Annotated in this window: 17 protein-coding genes, 1 tRNA gene and 1 pseudogene; 5 read left to right on the plus strand and 14 right to left on the minus strand. The window is 71.2% G+C overall.

Annotated features, from left to right (window positions below):
- Nucleotide 1: 1 nt before the first annotated feature.
- Nucleotides 2-78, minus strand: a tRNA-Pro gene (locus ASL10_RS04600).
- Between the two features lie 153 nt (nt 79-231).
- Here ASL10_RS04600 and ASL10_RS16315 point away from each other — a divergent pair.
- The 4 genes from ASL10_RS16315 (at nt 232) to ASL10_RS04620 (ending at nt 4,217) form a co-directional block, all read left to right on the plus strand.
- Nucleotides 232-1,161: an HNH endonuclease gene (locus ASL10_RS16315; RefSeq protein WP_056044861.1), complete on the plus strand. Its 930-nt coding sequence runs from the start codon at nt 232-234 to the stop codon at nt 1,159-1,161.
- A gap of 70 nt (nt 1,162-1,231) precedes the next feature.
- Nucleotides 1,232-2,290 (plus strand): ABC transporter ATP-binding protein, encoded by a 1,059-nt coding sequence (locus ASL10_RS04610; protein ID WP_082460193.1) that lies wholly within the window; start codon nt 1,232-1,234, stop codon nt 2,288-2,290.
- Nucleotides 2,287-3,351: an aliphatic sulfonate ABC transporter substrate-binding protein gene (locus tag ASL10_RS04615; RefSeq protein ID WP_056044862.1), complete on the plus strand. Its 1,065-nt coding sequence runs from the start codon at nt 2,287-2,289 to the stop codon at nt 3,349-3,351. Before ASL10_RS04610 ends, ASL10_RS04615 begins: the two co-directional genes overlap by 4 nt.
- On the plus strand, nt 3,348-4,217 hold the full coding sequence (locus tag ASL10_RS04620) for an ABC transporter permease (RefSeq protein ID WP_235452430.1): 870 nt from the start codon (nt 3,348-3,350) through the stop codon (nt 4,215-4,217). Before ASL10_RS04615 ends, ASL10_RS04620 begins: the two co-directional genes overlap by 4 nt.
- A gap of 658 nt (nt 4,218-4,875) precedes the next feature.
- On the opposite strand, the gene ASL10_RS04625 is transcribed toward ASL10_RS04620, so the two are convergent.
- Entirely contained in the window at nt 4,876-6,102 is a 1,227-nt protein-coding gene (locus tag ASL10_RS04625; RefSeq protein WP_056044864.1) for an MFS transporter, read from the minus strand.
- Between the two features lie 54 nt (nt 6,103-6,156).
- Between ASL10_RS04625 and ASL10_RS04630 the strand changes: the two genes are divergently transcribed.
- Complete coding sequence (locus ASL10_RS04630) at nt 6,157-6,609, plus strand: helix-turn-helix domain-containing protein (RefSeq protein WP_056044866.1); 453 nt, start codon at nt 6,157-6,159, stop codon at nt 6,607-6,609.
- Nucleotides 6,610-6,797: 188 nt separating this feature from the next.
- On the opposite strand, the gene ASL10_RS04635 is transcribed toward ASL10_RS04630, so the two are convergent.
- The 12 genes and pseudogenes from ASL10_RS04635 to xerD all read right to left on the minus strand — a co-directional run bounded on the left by ASL10_RS04635 (nt 6,798) and on the right by xerD (nt 19,487).
- Complete coding sequence (locus ASL10_RS04635; RefSeq protein ID WP_233568299.1) at nt 6,798-7,364, minus strand: hypothetical protein; 567 nt, start codon at nt 7,362-7,364, stop codon at nt 6,798-6,800.
- A gap of 53 nt (nt 7,365-7,417) precedes the next feature.
- Nucleotides 7,418-7,846: a hypothetical protein gene (locus ASL10_RS04640; RefSeq protein WP_056044869.1), complete on the minus strand. Its 429-nt coding sequence runs from the start codon at nt 7,844-7,846 to the stop codon at nt 7,418-7,420.
- Between the two features lie 109 nt (nt 7,847-7,955).
- Entirely contained in the window at nt 7,956-9,749 is a 1,794-nt protein-coding gene (locus ASL10_RS04645; protein ID WP_056044870.1) for a hypothetical protein, read from the minus strand.
- Nucleotides 9,746-10,054, minus strand: a complete 309-nt coding sequence (locus ASL10_RS04650; RefSeq protein WP_056044872.1) for a hypothetical protein — start codon at nt 10,052-10,054, stop codon at nt 9,746-9,748. The genes ASL10_RS04645 and ASL10_RS04650 overlap by 4 nt, the downstream gene beginning before the upstream one ends.
- 165 nt (nt 10,055-10,219) lie before the next feature.
- Nucleotides 10,220-11,689, minus strand: coding sequence for a ribosome biogenesis GTPase Der (der, locus tag ASL10_RS04655; RefSeq protein WP_369794368.1), 1,470 nt, complete (start codon nt 11,687-11,689; stop codon nt 10,220-10,222).
- Nucleotides 11,690-11,737: 48 nt separating this feature from the next.
- Nucleotides 11,738-12,415 (minus strand): (d)CMP kinase, encoded by a 678-nt coding sequence (gene cmk, locus ASL10_RS04660; protein ID WP_056044916.1) that lies wholly within the window; start codon nt 12,413-12,415, stop codon nt 11,738-11,740.
- Nucleotides 12,416-12,549: 134 nt separating this feature from the next.
- Nucleotides 12,550-13,647 (minus strand): prephenate dehydrogenase, encoded by a 1,098-nt coding sequence (locus ASL10_RS04665; RefSeq protein ID WP_056044918.1) that lies wholly within the window; start codon nt 13,645-13,647, stop codon nt 12,550-12,552.
- A gap of 1,580 nt (nt 13,648-15,227) precedes the next feature.
- Nucleotides 15,228-16,022, minus strand: a pseudogene (locus ASL10_RS16480) (pseudouridine synthase); the annotation flags it as partial.
- On the minus strand, nt 16,012-16,650 hold the full coding sequence (gene scpB, locus ASL10_RS04675; RefSeq protein WP_056044874.1) for an SMC-Scp complex subunit ScpB: 639 nt from the start codon (nt 16,648-16,650) through the stop codon (nt 16,012-16,014). The pseudogene ASL10_RS16480 and the gene scpB, both read right to left, overlap by 11 nt.
- A complete protein-coding gene (locus tag ASL10_RS04680) occupies nt 16,640-17,494 on the minus strand; it encodes a ScpA family protein (protein ID WP_056044875.1) in 855 nt (284 codons plus the stop codon). Before ASL10_RS04680 ends, scpB begins: the two co-directional genes overlap by 11 nt.
- Complete coding sequence (locus tag ASL10_RS04685) at nt 17,478-18,377, minus strand: ParA family protein (protein ID WP_056044876.1); 900 nt, start codon at nt 18,375-18,377, stop codon at nt 17,478-17,480. Before ASL10_RS04685 ends, ASL10_RS04680 begins: the two co-directional genes overlap by 17 nt.
- 186 nt (nt 18,378-18,563) lie before the next feature.
- Complete coding sequence (gene xerD, locus ASL10_RS04690; protein ID WP_056044877.1) at nt 18,564-19,487, minus strand: site-specific tyrosine recombinase XerD; 924 nt, start codon at nt 19,485-19,487, stop codon at nt 18,564-18,566.
- Nucleotides 19,488-19,522 lie beyond the last annotated feature (35 nt).

Raw genomic sequence — 19,522 nt, forward strand, 5'->3', positions numbered from 1 at the left:
ATGGTCGGGCTGACAGGATTTGAACCTGCGACCCCTTGACCCCCAGTCAAGTGCGCTACCAAGCTGCGCCACAGCCCGAGAAAACCGTTGCTGAGCAACTGCCTTCTTGGTGTTGCCCCGACCGAGGCAACCCGACAAGCATAGCCGATCCAGCGACCTCCAGAGTCCACTCGCAGCCGGCCCCTCGCACTGGGTACGTGACGATTGCCCAGCATCCTGCATACATGAGTCATGATCTCTTTCGTGGGGATCTCGGACTGGACGCGTGGCGAGTACGAGCGACGCCTCACACTCTGGAGCGAGCTCGCCAAAGCCGGCAACGCCGACGGCCTCACCCCGTCCGCGATCCGCGACATCGGCCTCTACAAGGGCCAGGCCGGCATCTTCTTCGACGGCACCGGCGACTGGACCCATGGCTCCCCCGGCCGCGTTGCCCTCACCCTGCAGCACACGGGCACGTCCTACGCCGACGACCTCACCGACGAGCACCTCGACTACCACTACCCGTCCACGCAGCGGCACGCCTCGTTCGACCGCAACGAGATCGAGTCGGTCAAGCGCGCCCAGAGCCTCGGCCTGCCACTCTTCGTCGTGACCCCCAACGCCCTGCGCTCGAGCCTCAAGGACGTCCGACTCGGCTACGTCGACACCTTCGACGACGATGCCGCCGTCTTCTACCTCTCCTTCGTCGAGTCCGTCCTCCCGCTCCCGTCCGACGATGAACTGCCGACCTCCGAAAAAGAGGTCGACCTGTTCGGTGGACTTCCCGAACAGACGCTCCGCCTCGTCCAGCAGCGCACCCAGCAGCGTCGCTTCAAGATCGACGTCCTGAACCGCTACGGCTCGACCTGCGCCTTCTGCGACATCGCCGTCCCCCGACTCATCCAGGGTGCGCACCTCATCCCCAAGAGCATCGGCGGCGCCGACGAAGCACTGAACGGCTTGCCGCTGTGCCTCAACCACCACGTCGCCTTCGACGCATTCCTCCTGCGCCTCGAGCCGGACGGCAGCCGCATCACCTACGCCCCCGGCATCACGAAGGCCGACCTGCAGGTCACCCGCGACGATCTGTTCCACCTACCTGCCGCACCCTCGGCCTCAGCCCTCCGGAAGTTCTACCGAACGGATGCCGCCGTGGCGGCCTTCTCCAGCTGGTCCTAGACCGAACGGAGTGTTTCGCCCCGTTACACCCCACGGGACGGCAGGCACCCCGCCCACCTACCGTCGTGACATGCCCACCTCGACGACCCGCGCCTCCTCGGCCCTGCCGATCCGTCTGCGCGGCGTCGGGAAGCGCTTCGGCGGGCGCCCCGTCCTCCACGCCCTCGACCTGGACGTGACGGCCGGCGAGATCATTGCCATCGTCGGCCCCTCCGGCTGCGGCAAGTCGACGCTGCTCCGCCAGGTGGGCGGCCTCGACCAGCCCGACTCCGGCACCGTCGACATCGACGACTCCCCCACCCGGCCCACCGACCAACGCTGCGCCATCGCGTTCCAGGAGCCGCGCCTCCTGCCCTGGCGCACCCTCCGCCAGAACGTCGAACTCGGCCTGCCGAAGGCCCGCAAGCGCAGCGAGCGCGCCGAGGCCGCCAAGGGCACCAAGGGCACCACGGGCAGCAACCCGGACAAGGCCGCAGGCCGGGCCCGCATCACCGAACTGCTCGACCTCGTCGGGCTCGGCAGCTCGGCCGGCCTCCGCCCCCGCCAGGTGTCCGGAGGCATGGCCCAACGCACCTCCCTCGCCCGCGCCCTCGCCCGGGCCCCCAAGGTGCTGCTGCTCGACGAACCGTTCGGAGCCCTCGACGCCCTCACCCGCCTCCGCATGCACGACCTGCTGCTCGACATCCACCGCGCCGAACCCACCACCGTCCTGCTCGTCACCCACGACGTCGACGAAGCTCTCTACCTCGCCGACCGCATCGTCGTCCTCGCCGACCTCTCGCAGCAGCTGCCCCGGCCTGCCGGCGCCACGAGCGCGGCCGACACGGGCACGGGCGCCCCCACCGCAGGAGGCGCGGCGCAGGCCGACACCGCAGGAGGCGCCCCCAGCATCCAGCGCATCGTCACCGTGCCCGGCGACCGACCCCGCGACCGCGACGACCCCGCCCTGGCCGAGCTGCGCCTCCAGCTGCTCGCCGACCTCGGCGTCCACCGCGTCCACGCCGGCAACTCGACCACCAGCACGCTGACCGCGACGGCCACCGACGGACGCCCCCGTACCGAGACCGCACCCGCACCGACCCCCGCAGACCACCGCACCGCCCCCGACAGCACGGAGACGAACCGATGACCTTCCGCACCTCCCCCACCACCCGCACCCGCGCCTCCTGGGCCGGCGGTCTCGCCCTCGCCGCGGCGAGCGCCCTCTTCCTCACCGGCTGCGTCGCGGGTGAGGACGCCGGCACCGGCGCGGCCGACGCGGCAGGCGGCGCCGGGGCGAGCGACGGCGAGTGGTCGACCGACACGCTCGACATCGACTTCGCGACCTACAACCCGCTCAGCCTCGTCGTGAAGGACCAGGGCTACCTCGAGGACGCCCTCGGCGACGGAGTCACCGTCAACTGGACCCAGTCGGCCGGCTCGAACAAGGCCAACGAGCTGCTGCGCGCCGGAGCGGTCGACGTCGGCTCGACCGCCGGCTCGGCCGCGCTGCTCGCCCGCTCGAACGGCTCCCCCATCAAGACGATCGACGTGTACTCGCAGCCCGAGTGGTCGGCGCTCGTCGTCCCGGGCGACTCGACCATCACCGACGTCGAAGGCCTCCGCGGCAAGACGATCGCGGCGACCACCGGCACCGACCCGTACTTCTTCCTGCTGCAGGCGCTCGACCAGGCCGGGCTCAGCGCCTCCGACGTGACGATCCAGAACCTGCAGCACGCCGACGGACGCGCCGCCCTGGAGAACGGCAGCGTCGACGCCTGGTCCGGCCTCGACCCGATCATGGCCGCGAGCGAGGCCGAGTCGGGCACGAAGCTGCTCTACCGCAACGTGGACTTCCTGAGCTACGGGTTCCTCAACGCCACCGAGTCGTTCCTCGAGACGTCGCCCGATGTCGCGCAGGTCGTCGTCGACTCGTACGAGAAGGCCCGCGCCTGGGCGCTCGAGAACCCGGACGAGACCGCGGCGATCCTCGCGAAGGCCGCCGCGATCGACCCCGCGGTCGCCACCACGGTGATCGACCGCACCCACCTCGACATCGACCCCGCCCCCGGAGCCGACCAACGCGCCGTCCTCGACACCGTCGGCCCGATCCTGGTCGAGTCGGGCGACGTCCCCTCGCAGGACGACGTCGACGCCGCCCTCGACTCGCTCTTCGACGACTCGTACGCGACGGCCGCGTCCACCTCGTGAGCAGCACCCTGACCGTCACCCCCCGAGCCGAGGAGGCGCGGGTCGTCGAGGACGGACGCCGCGCCTCCTCGTCCGGGTCGCCCGCGCCGCGACGCCCGGGCACCCCGGGCGCGACCCCTCCCCGCCGCCTGGCACTGCTCGGGGTGCTCCTGCCGGCCGCCGTGCTCGCCGCCTGGGTGCTCGCCACCACCGTCGGCGGAGTGCCCTCGTACCGCCTGCCGTCCCCCGCGGACGTGGCGCGGGCAGGAGTCGACCTCGCCGCCACGGGTCAGCTCGGCCTCTACGTCGCCATCTCGGTGCAGCGGGTGCTGATCGGGTTCGTGGTCGGGTCGGCGATCGGGCTTGTCGTCGGCGCCGTCGTCGGGTTGTCGCGGGTGGGCGAGGCCCTGCTCGCACCGTCGATCGCGGCCGTGCGCGCGGTGCCGTCGCTGGCCTGGGTGCCGCTGCTGATCCTGTACCTCGGCATCGGCGAGGACTCGAAGGTCACGCTGATCGCGATCGGTGCGGCTTTCCCGGTGTTCACCACGGTCGCGGGGTCGCTGCGGCACGTCGACCCGCAGCTCGTCGAGGCCGGACGCGCGTACGGCCTGCGGCGGGTGTCGCTCTTCACCCGGGTGCAGCTGCCGGCCGTGCTGCCCTCGCTCGTGTCGGGACTGCGGCTGGCGCTGGCGCAGGCGTGGCTGTTCCTGGTCGCGGCCGAGCTGATCGCGTCGTCGATGGGCCTCGGCTTCCTGCTGACCGAGTCGCAGTCGAACGGACGCGTCGACCGGATCTTCCTCGCCATCGTCCTGCTGGCGCTGCTCGGGACGCTGAGCGACACCGTGCTGAACGTCGTGCAGCGCGTGGCGCTGCGGCGCTGGCGGTAGGCCGCAGGCCGCAGGCCGCAGGCGGCAGGCGGCGGGCGGCGGGCGGCGGGCGGCGGTCTGCCGCGCCTCCCGGGCATGACGCCAGGAAGTGGTCACTGCGCCAGGACTAAGCCTGGCGCGGTGACCACTTCCTGGCGCCGTGGCCCGCCCCGCCACGAAGTACACACGCCGCCACGACATCGCGTGGCGGCATGTGTACCTCGTGGCGTGAGGCAAGCCGAGCACCTGCCGTCCGCACGCCGCGCACCCCGCCCGGCACGCGCCTCCTACGTTCGCCCCATCCGCACGCCGCGCGTCCTACCCGGCACGCGCCTCCTGCACTCGCACCGTCCGCAGGCCGCGCGTCCTGCCCGCCCCGCGCCTCCTGCGTTCGCCCTGTCCGCACGCCGCGCGTCCTGCCCGGCCCGCGCCTCCCGCGCTCGCACCGTCCGCACGCCGCGCGTCCTACCCGGCCCGCGCCTCCTGCACTCCGCTCTCTGCCGTCCCATAGCGCGACCTGCCCGGGCAGGCTGTGCCGACCGCTGCAAGCTGTGCTGAACGCCGACCGCGGGCCGCGGGCCGCGGCCCGCGGGTTGTGCTGCCGGCTGCAAACTGTGCCGCCCGCCGCCCGCCGCCCGCCGCCCGCCGCCCGCCGCCCGCCGCTGGCCGCACGTTGCCCCTACGCCGCGACCCGCCGCCGCCGCTCCCGCCCGCGCATGACCACGACGACCGCCACCATCGCCGCGAGCGCCAGCCCCACGATCGCCGGGGCCCCGACGTCGACGGCGCTCTCGAGCCCTCCGCGGGTCGCCTGCGCGCCGAGCCACAGGGCAGTCGCCCCCTGCACCAGGTAGGCGACGAGGTACACGGCCGACAGAGTCCCCGCCCGGTGGTGCTCCGGAGCGAACCGCGACACGATCCCCAGCCCCGACGCGAAGAAGAGGCTGTAGCCGACTCCCGACAGCACGCAGAACGCCAGGAACAGCCCCAACGACTGCTGCGCCGCGGCCAGCACCAGTGCCGTGAAGCTGAGCGCCGTCGCCCCCGCGGCCACGACGACGGCGACGACCACCGGGACGCGTCGTGACGCCAGCGCCACGACCGCGATGACCACCATCGACAGGGCGATCACCGCGCCGGTGACGAACGCGTTGTCGCTGCCGATCAGCGTCACGCCGATCTCGGCACCGAGCGAGAGCACCACGGCCCCGAGAGCGTAGGAGGCGCTGACACAGACGGCTGCGGCGCCTACCGCCCCGAGGAGCGCGCGCGGCACGCTCGGCCACCGTGGCCTCCAGCGTCCGGCCAGCGCGTCCCGGTCCCGCGGCAGCCGCCAGACGAGGACGAGCACGCCCACCTCGACGACGAGGAGAACCCAGTACGTGAGGTGCAGCGGTTCGGGCGCGTACTGGACGGGCGCTCCGCCGAGCAGCGTCGCGAAGACGAGGCCCACGGCGGTGGAGGCGGTGCTGATGGCTCCGGTGCGCGCCGAGTTGACGGGACCGGCGATGTCGATCATCGCGGCGGTCGCGGGGCTGAGCGACAGGCCGACGCCGAGGCCCATGAACGCGCGGCCGACCAGCACCCAACCGACGTCCGGTGCCAGCGCGAACAGCAGCACGCCGACGATCGACGCACTCACGCCGAGCAGGATGCTCGCCCGCCGACCGATCGTGTCGCTGAGGCTGCCGAAGACGAGCAGCACGACGACGAGGACGAGCGGGTAGACGGCGAAGATCGCGGTCGTGACGAACGGCGTCAGCTGCCAGTCGGTCGCGTAGAGCGGGTAGACCGGCGTCGCGGCGCCGCTCGTCCACAAGGCGAGGGCGAGGACGGAGGCGCAGGTCCAGAACGCGAGCCGGTCCGGCCCGTCGGGACGGACGGAGGCAGCGAGGTCACGGGGCATGACGGCGACGCTAGCACCCTGGATACGAAAAGCCTATCGAGGTAGGGTGTCGGCATGGCTTCTCGTGGACCCCTGGACCCGCGCTGCGGCATCGCGCGCAGCCTCGACCTGCTCGGCGAGCGCTGGGCCCTGCTCGTGGTGCGGGAGGCACTGCTCGGGCACACCCGGTTCTCGCAGTTCCGGGCGCGGCTCGGCCTGTCGCCCGACGTGCTGACGGCCCGGCTCGAGTCGCTCGTCGCGGCCGGCGTGCTCGAGCGCTCGACCTACCGGGAGGACGGGGCCCGTGAGCGCGTCGAGTACCTGCTGACCGAAGCCGGCCGCGACCTCTCCCCCGTGCTGGCCGCCCTCGCCGTCTGGGGCGACGAGCACGATCCGCACCCCGACGGCGCCGCACGCCGGTTCAGCGTCGCCGGCTCGGGCGAGCCCGTGCGGGTCGCGTTCGTCACGGGCGACGGGCACGTGGTCGAACCCGCCGACGTCGAGATGGTTCCGCGCGCGGGCGCTTAGGCCGCGCCTCCTCGGGTCCGCGGCCGTTGCCGCCGGCCCACATGCCTGCTTTCGCCCGGCTGTCGGTCCACCCGCCAACCCCGCAGCCCCGCCTGCGAGCCCGCCGGCCCGCCACGAAATAAACACCCCGCCACGGAATCGGATGGCGGTTTGTTCATCTCGTGGCGTGGTGCGGGGCGCGCGGACCCTCAGCCCGTGCTGTCGACCGCGCCGGGCTTGGCCGGTCGCGGGAAGGCCGCGCGCATGTGGTCGCTCGTGAGGAGGTCGCCGATGCCGATCATCAGCAGCGAGAAGACGATCTGTTCGACGACCATCCACCCGGGGTAGAGCCCGGGGATGGTCGCGATGATCAGCGTCACGATCGGGAAGATGCGGCTGAACAGGCGGAGGCGCGAGTAGGCCCAGTAGTAGCCGAGCTGGGCGCGCCACGCGAAGACGTACAGCGAGGCGGTGATGAAGAGGACGACCGTGGAGCGGAACCACACGGCCCACGGGACGTGTTCGCCTCGGCTGGTGAGGACGGCGGCGATGAAGATGGCGGTGAGCCCGACGACGGTCTCGCCGAACAGGAGCCACCGGATGCCGACGAAGCTACGGACCGTGCGCGGGTGCCGCTGCATGTCCTCGTGGATGACGTAGCCCGAGTGACGCCCCCCGGCCAGCCGGTCGAGCTGCAGCCGCTGCCACACCCGGTCGGCCGCGGCCGACAACCCCGCCCCCGAGGAGGCGCGGTGCCACAGCCCAGCGCCCGTCACCCTCGCACCCCGTCCGCTCGTCTCACGAACACCAATGGTGCCCTACTCCGCCCTCAGAAACGGCCACGCTTCGTCTGTCCGGGCTGAACTGTGAAGCACCAAGAACTTGCTGATACCTGCACCTTCGAGATGCCAGCCCAGACGCTGATGGAGTAGCGGGTACCGTCCTCCCCTCGGACGATGAGCCATTCGTCTTCGCCATCCGGTGAGAACTGCCGAGACGTCGTCAGCTCGCTGGACCCCTCGAGCTCTGCTTCGACCAGGCGGTAGTAGTCCTCCTGCGCCGGAACGGGCGAGTAACTGGCGGTCGTCGACCCCGTCCATTGGAACTGCCCGCCCGCACAAGACATCAGAACGCCGTTCGCCGACTCCTCGACGCTCCCTTCCACGACATCAGCCCCGACAGACACGAGGCGGCGCTGAACGACACGGATGTCTTGACGCAACTGTCCGAGATCGACTCGGTCAGATCCCTCTTCCATGTATCTCTCTCTCTTCGTGTCTTCGGTGCTAGGACTCGAGCAAGCACCAAGGTGTGTAAGGACGAGGGACATCGCAGCCGCGACCAGCCAAGGTCGACGGGACGTTTTCCTAGTGAACATGCGAATGAACTTCATTCGTGAGGGCATCTCTCACGGCGGCGTTGGCATCGCTGGACTCTGCAACGAGCGAATGATTGTCGTCCACCTTCGTGAGGGGCGTCAACGTGGCCAAGTCTCCGAATTTCAGGTCGTCGGGCCCCAGGTAGTACCCCTTGGAGTCGAACTCATCCGACCGGTTCGGGTTGCGCCCCTCCCAGACGCCCCCCGTTCGCTGAGCAGCCTGCAGGAAATCCCAGTAGCTGTAATCGGTGTAGGTCGTGTCGTCACGCGCCTGCCATTCGGGCGGCATGCCTGCGCCCGCGAGCGAGATGACCTTGTCGTACGTCGCACCCCGAACCTCGGCCGACGTGATGTTCGCGAGTCCCCAGCTGTGGCCAATCGCGATGTCTCGATGGCCGGGCTTGGTCGAGACCGGATCGACGGCCAATCCTCGCTGGAAGTCGTACAGGGTCTTGCTGGACTTGCGAGCAAACTCGGGGTCGTTCGCCTCGGCGAAGGCCCCGACGAACTCGGCGGGGTTCTTGCCGCCCTCCGCCCCACCGGGAAAGAACCCGTCCTTGAACACGAACGCGACCGTGGTCTTGCTGGCGTCGCTGTCGTGCAGCCACCGCGCCATTTGCTGCACGCTTTCGGGGTCCTGATAGAACGAGTCCATGTTCGTCAACGTCCCCGGCACGTAGGCCAGCACCGTCCTCGTCTGGTCGTTCCACTCGCCGATCATCTCGATGATTCGGCTCTTCGAGGGGTCGAAGAGATAAAGCTGCACGTGCGGTGGTTCCGCCACAGCGTCGGCGAGGTACGCGCGCTCGCGCGCCAGTGCGGCCAGCAGCTCATCGTCGCCGTGCAGCCCCCGCCGCCCGATCGGCCCCACCATCTCGTCGATCTCGGCCATCCGCCGCTTCGCGTTGAACACGTTCGCCGCGACCCGTACCGACGGCGGCAGACCGTCGAGGGCCCCGATGATCGCCGGAGCCCCTCGCACCAGTGCCACCTGCACCGCGGTCAGCCCATCAGCGTTACGCGCACCCTGCTGGCCGAGCTCGTCCCACCAGGCCCGCACCCGCTCGGGATCGGCCAGGAACGCCTCATCGACCAGTTCGGGGTGCTGCTCGAGCAGCATCGTCAGCTCGGTGGCCGAGAGCCCTGCCAGCAGCGCCAGCATTTCTTCTGACGACCCCGCGGCCAGGGCCTCCCCGGTGACCTGCGGCAGGGACCCCATCGCCTCGGGGCTCTCCAGCGCGGCGATGCACCGACGATCGGCCGCAGCCCGCTCTTCGACCAGGTCGGCCCACAAGCCCGCGACGACCTCGAGCTCGCGTTGCTCGTCGTCGATGCGACGCTGCAAGGTCGACCGTTCACCCGAGCGGTACTCGGACTCCACGACGAGGCCGAACAGGTCGCCCTGTGCCGCCTCCTGCGCCTCGCGCATGACCGTCTTCAGCGCGACCCCCGTCGCGAGGATGTTCTGCTCGGCCATCGCGCGCCGCGCCTCCAGGGTCTGCTGCGACCCCTGGATCAACGACACGTCGACCGCGTAGGCCTCGAGCGCCGCCGCGTGGTGCTCGAGGCCTCGAGCCACAGCAGTCACCTCGGCGGACACGTCCGTCATGGACGCGACGAACTGCTCGCCCGAGCGTCCCCGCCAGCACTCGGCACCCCAGCTCGCCGCCTCGGCCAACCGGTAGGCCGCCACCTCGAGATCGTCGACCTCGGTCCGCCTCGTCGTCGCGAGCTGCCGGATGCCCTCGACCGAACCGACCCCCGGGTCGTCGTCAACACTCACTTGGACCCCACCCCGGCCAGGTCGTCCACCGGCAAGCCGGCGGCGAGCCGCGACTCCACCTGTTCGAACTCGCGCACGAACGTCGTCGTGAAGTCGCCCACCGCCTGGATCGCCTCGACGGCCAACCCCGCCCGTCTCACCAGCTGCCCCGTCGCCTCGTCGAGGACACCCGCCACGCTCGGTGAACCGACGTCGGCCACCGACCCGAGCGTCAGCGTCGCCGACACCTCGGCGTCGACGGCCGCCGTCGACACCCGCCACGCAACCGACGTCAGCGTCTTCTCGTCCACCACCAGGTCTGCCATGCACCCTCGCCCTCCATCATGCGACATTCACATATCGCTGCCGATGGGAGCCACCCTAGCAATGCAGAACGCCCGGTGTGGAAACGATCCACAACCGGGCGTTCAGTCCACAGGCGGGCCTGAGGGCGGTACCGATCCGTCGACGGGACGGGCACGGGAGAAGGACTACGGGCGCTTGCGCTTCTCGCGGACGCGCATGTTGACCGTGATGGGCGTCCCCTCGAAGCCGAAGATCTCGCGCAGGCGTCGCGTGATGAAGCGACGGTACTGCGGGTCGAGGAACCCGGTCGTGAAGAGCACGAAGGTCGGCGGGCGGTTCGCGGCCTGCGTCCCGAACAGGATGCGCGGCTGTTTGCCGGACCGCAGCGGGTGCGGGTGCTCGGCGACGAGCTCGGCGAGCAGTGCGTTGAACTTGCCGGTCGGGATGCGGGTGTCCCACGACTCGAGCGCCAGCTCGAGGGCGGGCACGAGCTTCTCGAGGTGACGACCCGTGCGGGCCGAGATGTTCACGCGCGGGGCCCACGACACGTGGTCGAGGTCCTGCTCGATCTCGCGCTCGAGGTAGCGGCGACGGTCGTCGTCCAGCAGGTCCCACTTGTTGAAGGCGAGCACGAGCGCGCGACCCGACTCGAGCACGAGGTCGATGATGCGCAGGTCCTGCGTCGAGATCTGCTCCGTGACGTCGATCACGACGACCGCGACCTCGGCCTTCTCAAGCGCGGCCGAGGTGCGCAGCGACGCGTAGAAGTCGGCGCCCTGCTGCAGGTGGACGCGCTTGCGGATGCCTGCGGTGTCGACGAAGGTCCACACGCGACCGGCGATCTCGACCTGCTCGTCGACGGGGTCACGGGTCGTGCCGGCGAGCTCGTTGACGACGACGCGCTCTTCGCCCGCGGCCTTGTTCAGCAGCGAGCTCTTGCCGACGTTCGGTCGACCGAGGATCGCGACGCGACGAGGGCCGCCGATCTCTTGCTTGGCCACGGTCGAGACCGCGGGCAGCTTGGTCATGCACAGGTCGAGCAGGTCGGCGACGTTGCGACCGTGCAGCGCCGACGCGGGGAAGGGCTCGCCCAGCCCCAGCGACCACAGTGACGCGGCTTCGAGGTCTTTCCGGGCGTCGTCGCTCTTGTTGGCGACGAGGATGACCGGCTTGTGCGAGGCACGGAGCATCCGCACGACGGCCTCGTCGGTGGCGGTCGCCCCGACGTTGACGTCGACGACGAACAGCACGGCGTCGGCCAGGTCGACCGCGATCTCGGCCTGCATCGCGACCGAGCGGTCGATGCCGATCGCGTCGGGCTCCCATCCGCCGGTGTCGACGAGCGTGAAGCGGCGTCCGCCCCATTCGGCCTTGTACGAGACGCGATCGCGCGTGACGCCGGGCTTGTCCTCGACGACGGCCTCGCGCCTCCCGAGGATGCGGTTGACCATGGCGCTCTTGCCGACGTTCGGTCGGCCGACGATCGCCAGCACCGGCAGGGCCGGGGCGTAGGTGAGTGCGTCGGGGTCCCAGTCGGCCCCCTCGAGGACGTCGATGTCGCCCTCGTCGAGGTCGTAGTCGGTCAGGCCGGCGCGGAGGGCTCGGGCGCGCTGGTCGGCGTCCTCGTCGGGCATCGTCTGGATGCGGTCGACCATCTGCTCGTCGAGCTCGGGGTACTTGTCGTCGTCTGCCATGGGGCTTCCTTAAGAAATGGGGGTGCTCGCTCGCACGAGCTCGACCACGGCCTGCACGGTCTGGTCGAAGTCGAGTTGGGTGGAGTCGACGGTGGAGACGCCGGGTGCGGCGGTCATGAAGTCGACGACCTTGCTGTCGAGCCGGTCGCGGGTCGAGAGCTGCCGAGCTGTCTCTTCGGCACTCTGCCCGGTCACCTCGGCCGAACGCCTGGCCATTCTAGCGGCTTCGCTCGCGGTCAACAGGATTCTGACCTGGGCATCCGGTGCGACGACGGTCGTGATGTCGCGCCCCTCGGTGACGATGCCCGGCTTGTCCGTCGACGCGATGATGCGGCGGAACAGGTCGACCATGAACCGGCGGACCTCGGGCAGCTTGGCCACGTGGCTGACGGCCGTCGTCACGCGTGGCGTGCGGATCTCGTCGGTGACGTCGCGACCACCGATCGTCACCGAGGAGGCGCGGGCCGGGTCGATCCCGATCGCGTAGTGGAACGTCGGCAGCGTCGCGATGACGGCCTCGGCGTCGTCGAGGTCGACGCCGCTGTCGAGCGCGTGCAGGGCGAAGGCCCGGTAGGCCGCCCCGGTGTCCTGGTAGTCGAAGCCGAGGGAAGCTGCGGAGGCGCGGCTGACGCTCGACTTGCCGCTCCCGGCCGGTCCGTCGACGGCCACGACGACGTGGCGGTGCACGGCCTCGGCGGTCTCGGCCCGCAACTCTTCGACGTGGGCCTCGCCGGCGGGACCCCCGACGCCGTGATCACCCGGCGAGCGCTCGGGGTCGACGTCCGACGAGCCGACGGGGCTCGTGCCGCCCAGGTCGCCGCTCACGCGAACGCCCCCACGACGGTCCAACCCCGGGTCTCGAGTTCGGTAACGAGTCGGTCTTCTTGTTCGGGCACGATCGATACCTCCGCGAGTCCTACCTGCGCGCCCGGCGAGTGCTCGAGCCGCAGATCTTCCAGGTTGACGCCGATCTCACCGATCTCGGTGAGCAGGCGGGCCAGTTGCCCGGGAGTGTCGTCGACCATGACGATCACCGAGCTGAACTGGGTCTGTTGCCCGTGCTTGCCGGGCAGACGGGCGACGCCGACGTTGCCGGCGCCGATGCTCTCGGCGACGGCGCGGCGACTGCCCGGCGCGTCGGGTGCCTCGAGGGCCTCGACGACGCGGTCGAGGTCGGCGCGCAGGTCGCGCAACACGACGGCCACGCGGGAGGCGTTCGCCCCCAGGATCTGCGTCCAGAGCGCCGGGTCGCTGCTCGCGACCCGCGTGACGTCCCGGACGCCCTGACCGGCGAGGCCGAGCGAGGCGTCGGGTGCGTCGCGCAGACGCGTCGCCATGAGGGAGGCGACGACCTGCGGCGCGTGGCTGACGAGGGCGACGCCGGCGTCGTGTTCCTCCGGCGTCATCTCGATCGGGGTCGCTCCGAGGTCGAGCGCCAGGTCTTCGACGGCGGCCGCCCGACGGTACGTGATGTCGTCGTGCCCCGCGATGACCCAGGGGCGGCCGACGAAGAGGTCGGCGCGAGCCGAGACGGCTCCCCCGCGTTCGCGGCCGGCCATGGGATGCGAGCCGATGTACCGCGACACGTCGGCGCCGCGCGCACGCAACTCGGCGAGCGGGGCGACCTTGACCGATGCGACGTCGGTCACGAGCGCCTGGGGCCAGGCGTCGAGTTCGCGCGCGACGATGTCGCTGGTGACGTCGGGCGGCACGGCGACGACGACGAGCCCGGGGGCGTCGCCGTCGGCCGGGGGCCGCCCGGCGCCGTAGTCGACGGCGAGGCTGCGCGCCGCCGGTGACACGTCGTCGAGGATCACGTCGACGCCGTGCTGGCGCAGACGCAGACCGATGCTGGCACCGAGCAGACCCGAACCGACGATGCGCACCTGGCCTGCCAGCCGGCGGCTGCCCGCCGTCAGCACGCCGACCGTCGAAGGGTCGGCCGACGGTGCGTGAGCGAGGAGCGCGTCAGACCCGAAGGCGTCGTCGGACGAGGAGGCGCGGTGCGCGTCGGTCACGACCGTCCGCCCCCTCGGGGACCACGTCCCCCGGCGTCGGGTCGGCCACGGTACGGACGGTCGCCGCCGCGGTCGTCGCGACCGCCACGGTCGTCGCGGCCTCCGCGGTCGTCGCGGCCTCCGCGGTCGTCGCGCGGGCCACGGGCGGGTCCGCCGCGCGAACCCCCGCGGTCGTCGCGTTGCTCACGGCCCTGGTAGCCGCCGCTGCGCGCCCCGTCGCGGCCTCCACGGTCGTCGCGACCCTGGTAGCCACCGCGCGAGTCTCCGCGGTCGCCACGACCTTGGTAGCCGGCACCGCGCGAGCCACCGCGGTCGTCACGACCCTGGTAGCCACCGCGCGAGTCTCCGCGGTCGTCACGCTGTTCTCGTCCCTGGTAGCCGCCACGCGACGCACCACGGTCGTCGCGACCCTGGTACCCACCGCGCGAACCACCACGGTCGTCACGACCGGCACGACCGGCACGATCGTCACGTCCACTCCGGTCGTCGCGGCCCTGGTACCCGCCACGCGAGCCCCCACGGTCGTCGCGCGAATCGCGCCCACCCGTGTAGCCACCGGCACCGGCACCGGCACCGGCACGACGGTCGTCACGCGCGCCACGGTCGTCTTCGCCCCGCTCCGCTGCGCCGCGGTCGACCCATCCGCGGTTGGTCGCCTTGCCGCCGGCACGGATGCCCGAGGGGCGTCCGGTGCGCGGGTCGCGGTTGGCGTCACGGTTCGGGTACCCCGCCGCGCGCTCTTCACCAGGGCTCAGCGGACGGTCTCCGCCACCTCGCGGCGCACGGTCGTCGCGCGAGACGAACCCGCCGCGCGAGCCGCGATCGTCGCGTGACACGAACCCACCGCGATCGTCACGACCGCGGCCGTCGTCGTTGCGGCCCTGGTACCCCGGTCGTGCTCCACCGCGGTCGTCACGTCCCTGGTACCCGCCACGGGCCGGACGCTCGTCGCGCCCGCGGCCGTCGTCGTTCCGCCCCTGGTAGCCACCACGAGACTCGCCGCGGCCGTCGTCGTTGCGGCCCTGGTAGCCACCACGAGATCCAGCGCGGTCGTCGCGTCCCTGGTACCCGCCGCGAGCGGGACGCGCGTCACTGCCGTGGTAACCGGTGCGAGCCGGTCGTCCCTCGCGTCCGCGACCGTCGTCGTTGTTGCCCTGGTAGCCGCGCACGGGACGCTCATCGCCCGAGCGTCCGTCGTGCCGGTTGCCCTGGTACCCACCTCGGGTCGGGCTCTCGTCGCGTTGACCGCGGCGCGCCTCCTGCTCTCGCCGGACCTGCGCCCGGCGCGAGGTCGACTCGGCCTGGTCACGGGCCGCGGCACGGCGACGCTCGGCACGGGCATCGGTCGCGGGGTCGTACTCTTCGTCGTCCTCGTCGTAGTAGTCCTTCTCGACCTCGTCGTCGGCGAGGGCCAGCTCGACGACGTCGGCCTCGTCGACGGGGGCGTCGGGGCTCTCGGTGATCGGGGCGGCGTCGACCGTCGAGTCGGCCGTGGCGTCGCGCGAGATGGTGAGGATGGCCCCGAGCTCGACCTTGGTCAGCGAGCGCATGTGGCCGACCTTGAGCGTGCCGAGGTGCAGCGGGCCGAACGACCGGCGCACGAGGTCGATGACCGGGTGGCCGACGGCCTCGAGCATGCGACGGACGATGCGGTTGCGCCCGGAGTGCAGGGTGATCTCGATCAGCGACGAGTCGGACGAACGCGAGAGACCCGCGCCACCGGCGACGAGCGTCGCCTTGTCCGCCGCGATCGGGCCGTCGTCGAGTTCGACGCCGGTCATCAGCTCGTTCAGCACGGCGGGCGTGACGACGCCCTTGACCTTCGCGATGTACGTCTTGGTGACGCCGAACGACGGGTGCGCGAGAACGTGCGCGAGCTCGCCGTCGTTGGTCAACACGAGGAGGCCGCTCGTCTCGACGTCGAGGCGGCCGACGTTGAAGAGGCGCTCTTCGTACTGCTCGGTGAACTGACGCAGGTCGGGCCGGCCGTTCTCGTCGCTCAGGGTGCTGACGATGCCGACCGGCTTGTTGAGCATGACGTAACGACGCGTGGCGTCGAGCTGCACGGCGCTGCCGTCGACGACGATCTTGTCTTTGGTCGGGTCGATGCGGCGGCCGGGTTCGGTGACGACCTTGCCGTTCACCGTCACCCGCCCGGCGGCGATCATGTCTTCGCTGACCCGGCGCGAGGCCACGCCCGCGGCCGCCATGACCTTCTGCAGGCGCTCGCCCGAGGCCAGCTCGGAGTCGTCGGAGGAGAACTGACTACGCGACATCGTCGAACCCCCCCTGGCCGTCCGAGAGCAGGGGCGAGATGAGCGGCAGCTCATCGAGCGAGTTGATGCCGAGATGGGTCAAGAGGAGGCCTGTCGTTTCGTAGTTGATGGCGCCTGTCTCGGGGTCGGTGGACGACTCCGTGATCAGACCGCGACCCAACAGCGTACGGACGACCGAGTCGACGTTGACCGCCCGGATCTGGGCGATGCTGCTGCGGGTGATGGGTTGCTTGTAGGCGATGACCGCCAGCGTCTCGAGAGCCGCTGAGGACAGTTTCGTCGGGTTCTGCGTCAGCACGAAATCGCGCACGACCGGATCGTGCTCGTCACGGACGTAGAATCGCCAGCCGCCACCGACCTCACGCAGCTCGAAACCCCGTCGGATCGTGCCGTCGACACCGTCGAAATCGGCCACGAGCGTCGTGATCGCCTGCCGCACCGCGGCGACGGGGGCGCCGACGGCGGTCGCCAGGTCGACGAGCGACTGCGGCTCGTCGGCCACCATCAACAACGCCTCGAGACGACGTGCGACGGCATCGGGTGACGACGGCGACTCGTCGACGTCCTGGACGACGTCGTCGTCGGCCGTGTCGACGGCCGAGGAGGCGCGGGTCGCGTCAGCCCTCATAGTCGGCCCCCAGCGCCGCGAGGTTCTCTTCGGTCCAGGTCTCGGCCACCCAGCGCACGCTGAGTTCACCGAGCGGCTCGACCTGCTCGAACGAGATGGACGCGTGGCGGTACAACTCGAGCAGCGCGAGGAACCGGGCGACGACGACGCCCTTCTCGTCGATTCCCGCGACGAGCTGGCGAAAGGTGAGGACCGACCCACGACGGAGCAGCGCCACGACGACGGCCGCCTGCTCGCGGATGCTGACCAGGGGGGCGTGGAGGTGGTCCAGGCCGACCGTGGGTGTCTCGCGCGGCGCCAGCGCGAGGGTGGCGAGCGCCGCGAAGTCGTCGGGCGAGAGCGTCCAGACGAGCTCCGGGGTCGTGACGCGGTACTTCTGTTCGAGCCGCACCGAGCGGGCGTGACGCGCCGCCTCGGCAGCGCCGTGCTGGGCGAACCACTCGGCGGCCTGCTTGAAGGCCCGGTACTGCAGCAGCCGGGCGAAGAGCAGGTCGCGCGCCTCGAGCAGGGCGACGTCCTCGGCGTCGACGAGCTCGCCCTGGGGCAGCAGCCCCGCCACCTTGAGGTCGAGCAGCGTCGCCGCGACGACGATGAACTCGCTGGCCTGGTCGAGGTTCTCGTCGGTGTCGATGCGACGGAGGAACGACAGGAACTCGTCGGTCACGGCGCTGAGGGCGACCTCGGTGATGTCCATCTCGCGCCTGCTGATCAGCGAGAGCAGCAGGTCGAACGGCCCGCTGAAGTTCTCGAGCCGCACCTCGAAGCCCGGCGAGACCTCCGGGCCCGCGAGGGCGGTCTCGTCGGTGCCGGCCTCGGCGGTCGCCGACTCAGGCCGCGGCACCACGCGCGATCAGCTCTCGGGCCAGCTGGCGGTAGGCCTGCGCCGCCGGGTGCTCGGGGGCGAACTTGGTGATCGGGGTGCCGGCGACCGAGGCGTCGGGGAACTTCACGGTGCGGCCGATGACGGTCTCGAGCACCTGGTCGTCGAACGCCTCGACGACGCGTTCGAGCACCTCGCGGCTGTGCAGCGTGCGCGAGTCGAACATGGTCGGCAGGATGCCGTCGAGGGTGATCGCGGGGTTGAGCCGGTCGCGCACCTTCTCGATGGTCTCGACGAGCAGGGCGACGCCGCGGAGGGCGAAGAACTCGCACTCGAGCGGGATGAGCACGCCGTGCGCCGCGGTGAGGGCGTTGACGGTCAGCAGGCCGAGCGAGGGCTGGCAGTCGATCAGGACGACGTCGTACTCGTCGCTGACCTGGCGCAGGATGCGCGCGAGGATCTGCTCGCGGGCGACCTCGTTGACGAGGTGCACCTCGGCGGCGGAGAGGTCGATGTTGGCCGGCATGACGTCGAGGTTGTCGACGCGGGTGGGCACGATGACGTCGTGCGCGTCCTTCACGGCACCGATCATCAGATCGTAGATCGTGGCCTGGTCGTGCGACTGCACGCCGAGGCCGGCCGTCAGCGCACCCTGCGGATCGAAGTCGATGGCCAACACGCGACGGCCGTACTCGGCGAACGCGGCACCGAGGTTGATCGTCGTGGTGGTCTTGCCGACGCCGCCCTTCTGGTTGCAGAGGGTGATGATGCGGGCCGGGCCGTGGCTCGACAGGGGCGCGGGAGTCGGGAACTCGGTGCGCGGGCGCCCGGTGGGGCCGTTCGCGGGGACGGTCGCCGGAGCGCTCTCGAAGAGGGCGGGGGTGCTCGAGGTCGGCTTGGTGCTCACGGGTACGAGAGTACCGGCGCCCCCCGACGCCGACGGGCTGCCGCGCCCGGCCCGTCACCAGGAAGCCTCATGCCTTGCTTGAGGGTTTTGCCTGGTCAGCGCCTGGTCGGGGCCGGGTCGGGGCCGGGTCGGCCTCGGGTCCCCGCCTGGTGGGCGCCGGGTCGTCGTCGGGTCGTCGCCGGGTCGTCACGCGGGTGACGACGCCCACCGGGCACGCGGGTGCGCCGTCGAGTAGACGTCCCGCAGCGCGTCCGCCGTCACCAGCGTGTAGATCTGCGTCGTCGCGACCGACGAGTGCCCGAGCAACTCCTGCACGACCCGGACGTCGGCCCCGCCCTCGAGCAGGTGCGTCGCGAACGAGTGCCGCAACGTGTGCGGCGACACCTCGACGCCGAGCTGCGCCCGGTCGGCCGCCGCCTGGATGATCAGCCACGCGTTCTGCCGGGACACCCGGGCCCCGCGCGTGCCGAGGAACAGCGCGGGCGTCGGGTCTCCCCGCGGAGAGAACACCGGTCGGGCCCTCACCAGGTAGGCGTCGAGAGCCCGGCGCGCGTAGCTGCCGAGCGGGACGACGCGCTGCTTGTTCCCCTTGCCGAACAGGCGCACGACGTCGCCCTCGATCACGTCGTCGACGTTGAGCGACACGGCCTCGCTCACGCGTGCCCCCGTCGCGTAGAGCAGCTCGAGCAGGGCCTTGTCGCGCAGCCGGGTCGGTTCGTCACCGTCCGTCGCGGCGAGCAGCGCCTCGACCTGACCCACCGAGATCGCCTTGGGCAGGCGACTCGGCAGCTTGGGCGGGCGGGTGGTGGCCGCCACGTCCACCGCGACCAGCCCCTCCTCGAGCGCGAAGCGGTGGAAACCGCGCACCGACGACAACACCCGGGCCACCGAGGAGGCGCCGAGCGGCTTCTCGACGCGGGTCACCAGAGCCGCGGGGAACGTCGCGACGTCCGCGGCCTCGACCTCGTCCAGGGTGCGCCGTCCGGCCTCCGCCAGGTGCGCTCGCCAGAGGACGAGGTCGCGGCGGTACGCGGCGGTCGTGTTCGGGCTGAGACCACGCTCGACCGAGACGTGCCTCAGGTACCTGTCCAGCGCCTCCTCGATCGTCACGAGGTCAGGCTACGGCCGGGACCGCCGTGCCACCT

The sequence above is a fragment of the Frigoribacterium sp. Leaf8 genome, assembly GCF_001421165.1.
Classification (GTDB): domain Bacteria; phylum Actinomycetota; class Actinomycetes; order Actinomycetales; family Microbacteriaceae; genus Frigoribacterium.

Bases quoted from the DNA above. Each gene is read 5' to 3' on its own strand.
- ASL10_RS16315 (WP_056044861.1), top strand. From the start codon at position 232: ATGATCTCTTTCGTGGGGATCTCGGACTGGACGCGTGGCGAGTACGAG.
- scpB (WP_056044874.1), bottom strand. From the start codon at position 16,650: ATGAGGGCTGACGCGACCCGCGCCTCCTCGGCCGTCGACACGGCCGAC.
- ASL10_RS04640 (WP_056044869.1), bottom strand. From the start codon at position 7,846: ATGGAAGAGGGATCTGACCGAGTCGATCTCGGACAGTTGCGTCAAGAC.
- ASL10_RS04615 (WP_056044862.1), top strand. From the start codon at position 2,287: ATGACCTTCCGCACCTCCCCCACCACCCGCACCCGCGCCTCCTGGGCC.
- ASL10_RS04650 (WP_056044872.1), bottom strand. From the start codon at position 10,054: ATGGCAGACCTGGTGGTGGACGAGAAGACGCTGACGTCGGTTGCGTGG.
- ASL10_RS04610 (WP_082460193.1), top strand. From the start codon at position 1,232: ATGCCCACCTCGACGACCCGCGCCTCCTCGGCCCTGCCGATCCGTCTG.
- ASL10_RS04625 (WP_056044864.1), bottom strand. From the start codon at position 6,102: ATGCCCCGTGACCTCGCTGCCTCCGTCCGTCCCGACGGGCCGGACCGG.
- der (WP_369794368.1), bottom strand. From the start codon at position 11,689: ATGGTCGACCGCATCCAGACGATGCCCGACGAGGACGCCGACCAGCGC.
- ASL10_RS04630 (WP_056044866.1), top strand. From the start codon at position 6,157: ATGGCTTCTCGTGGACCCCTGGACCCGCGCTGCGGCATCGCGCGCAGC.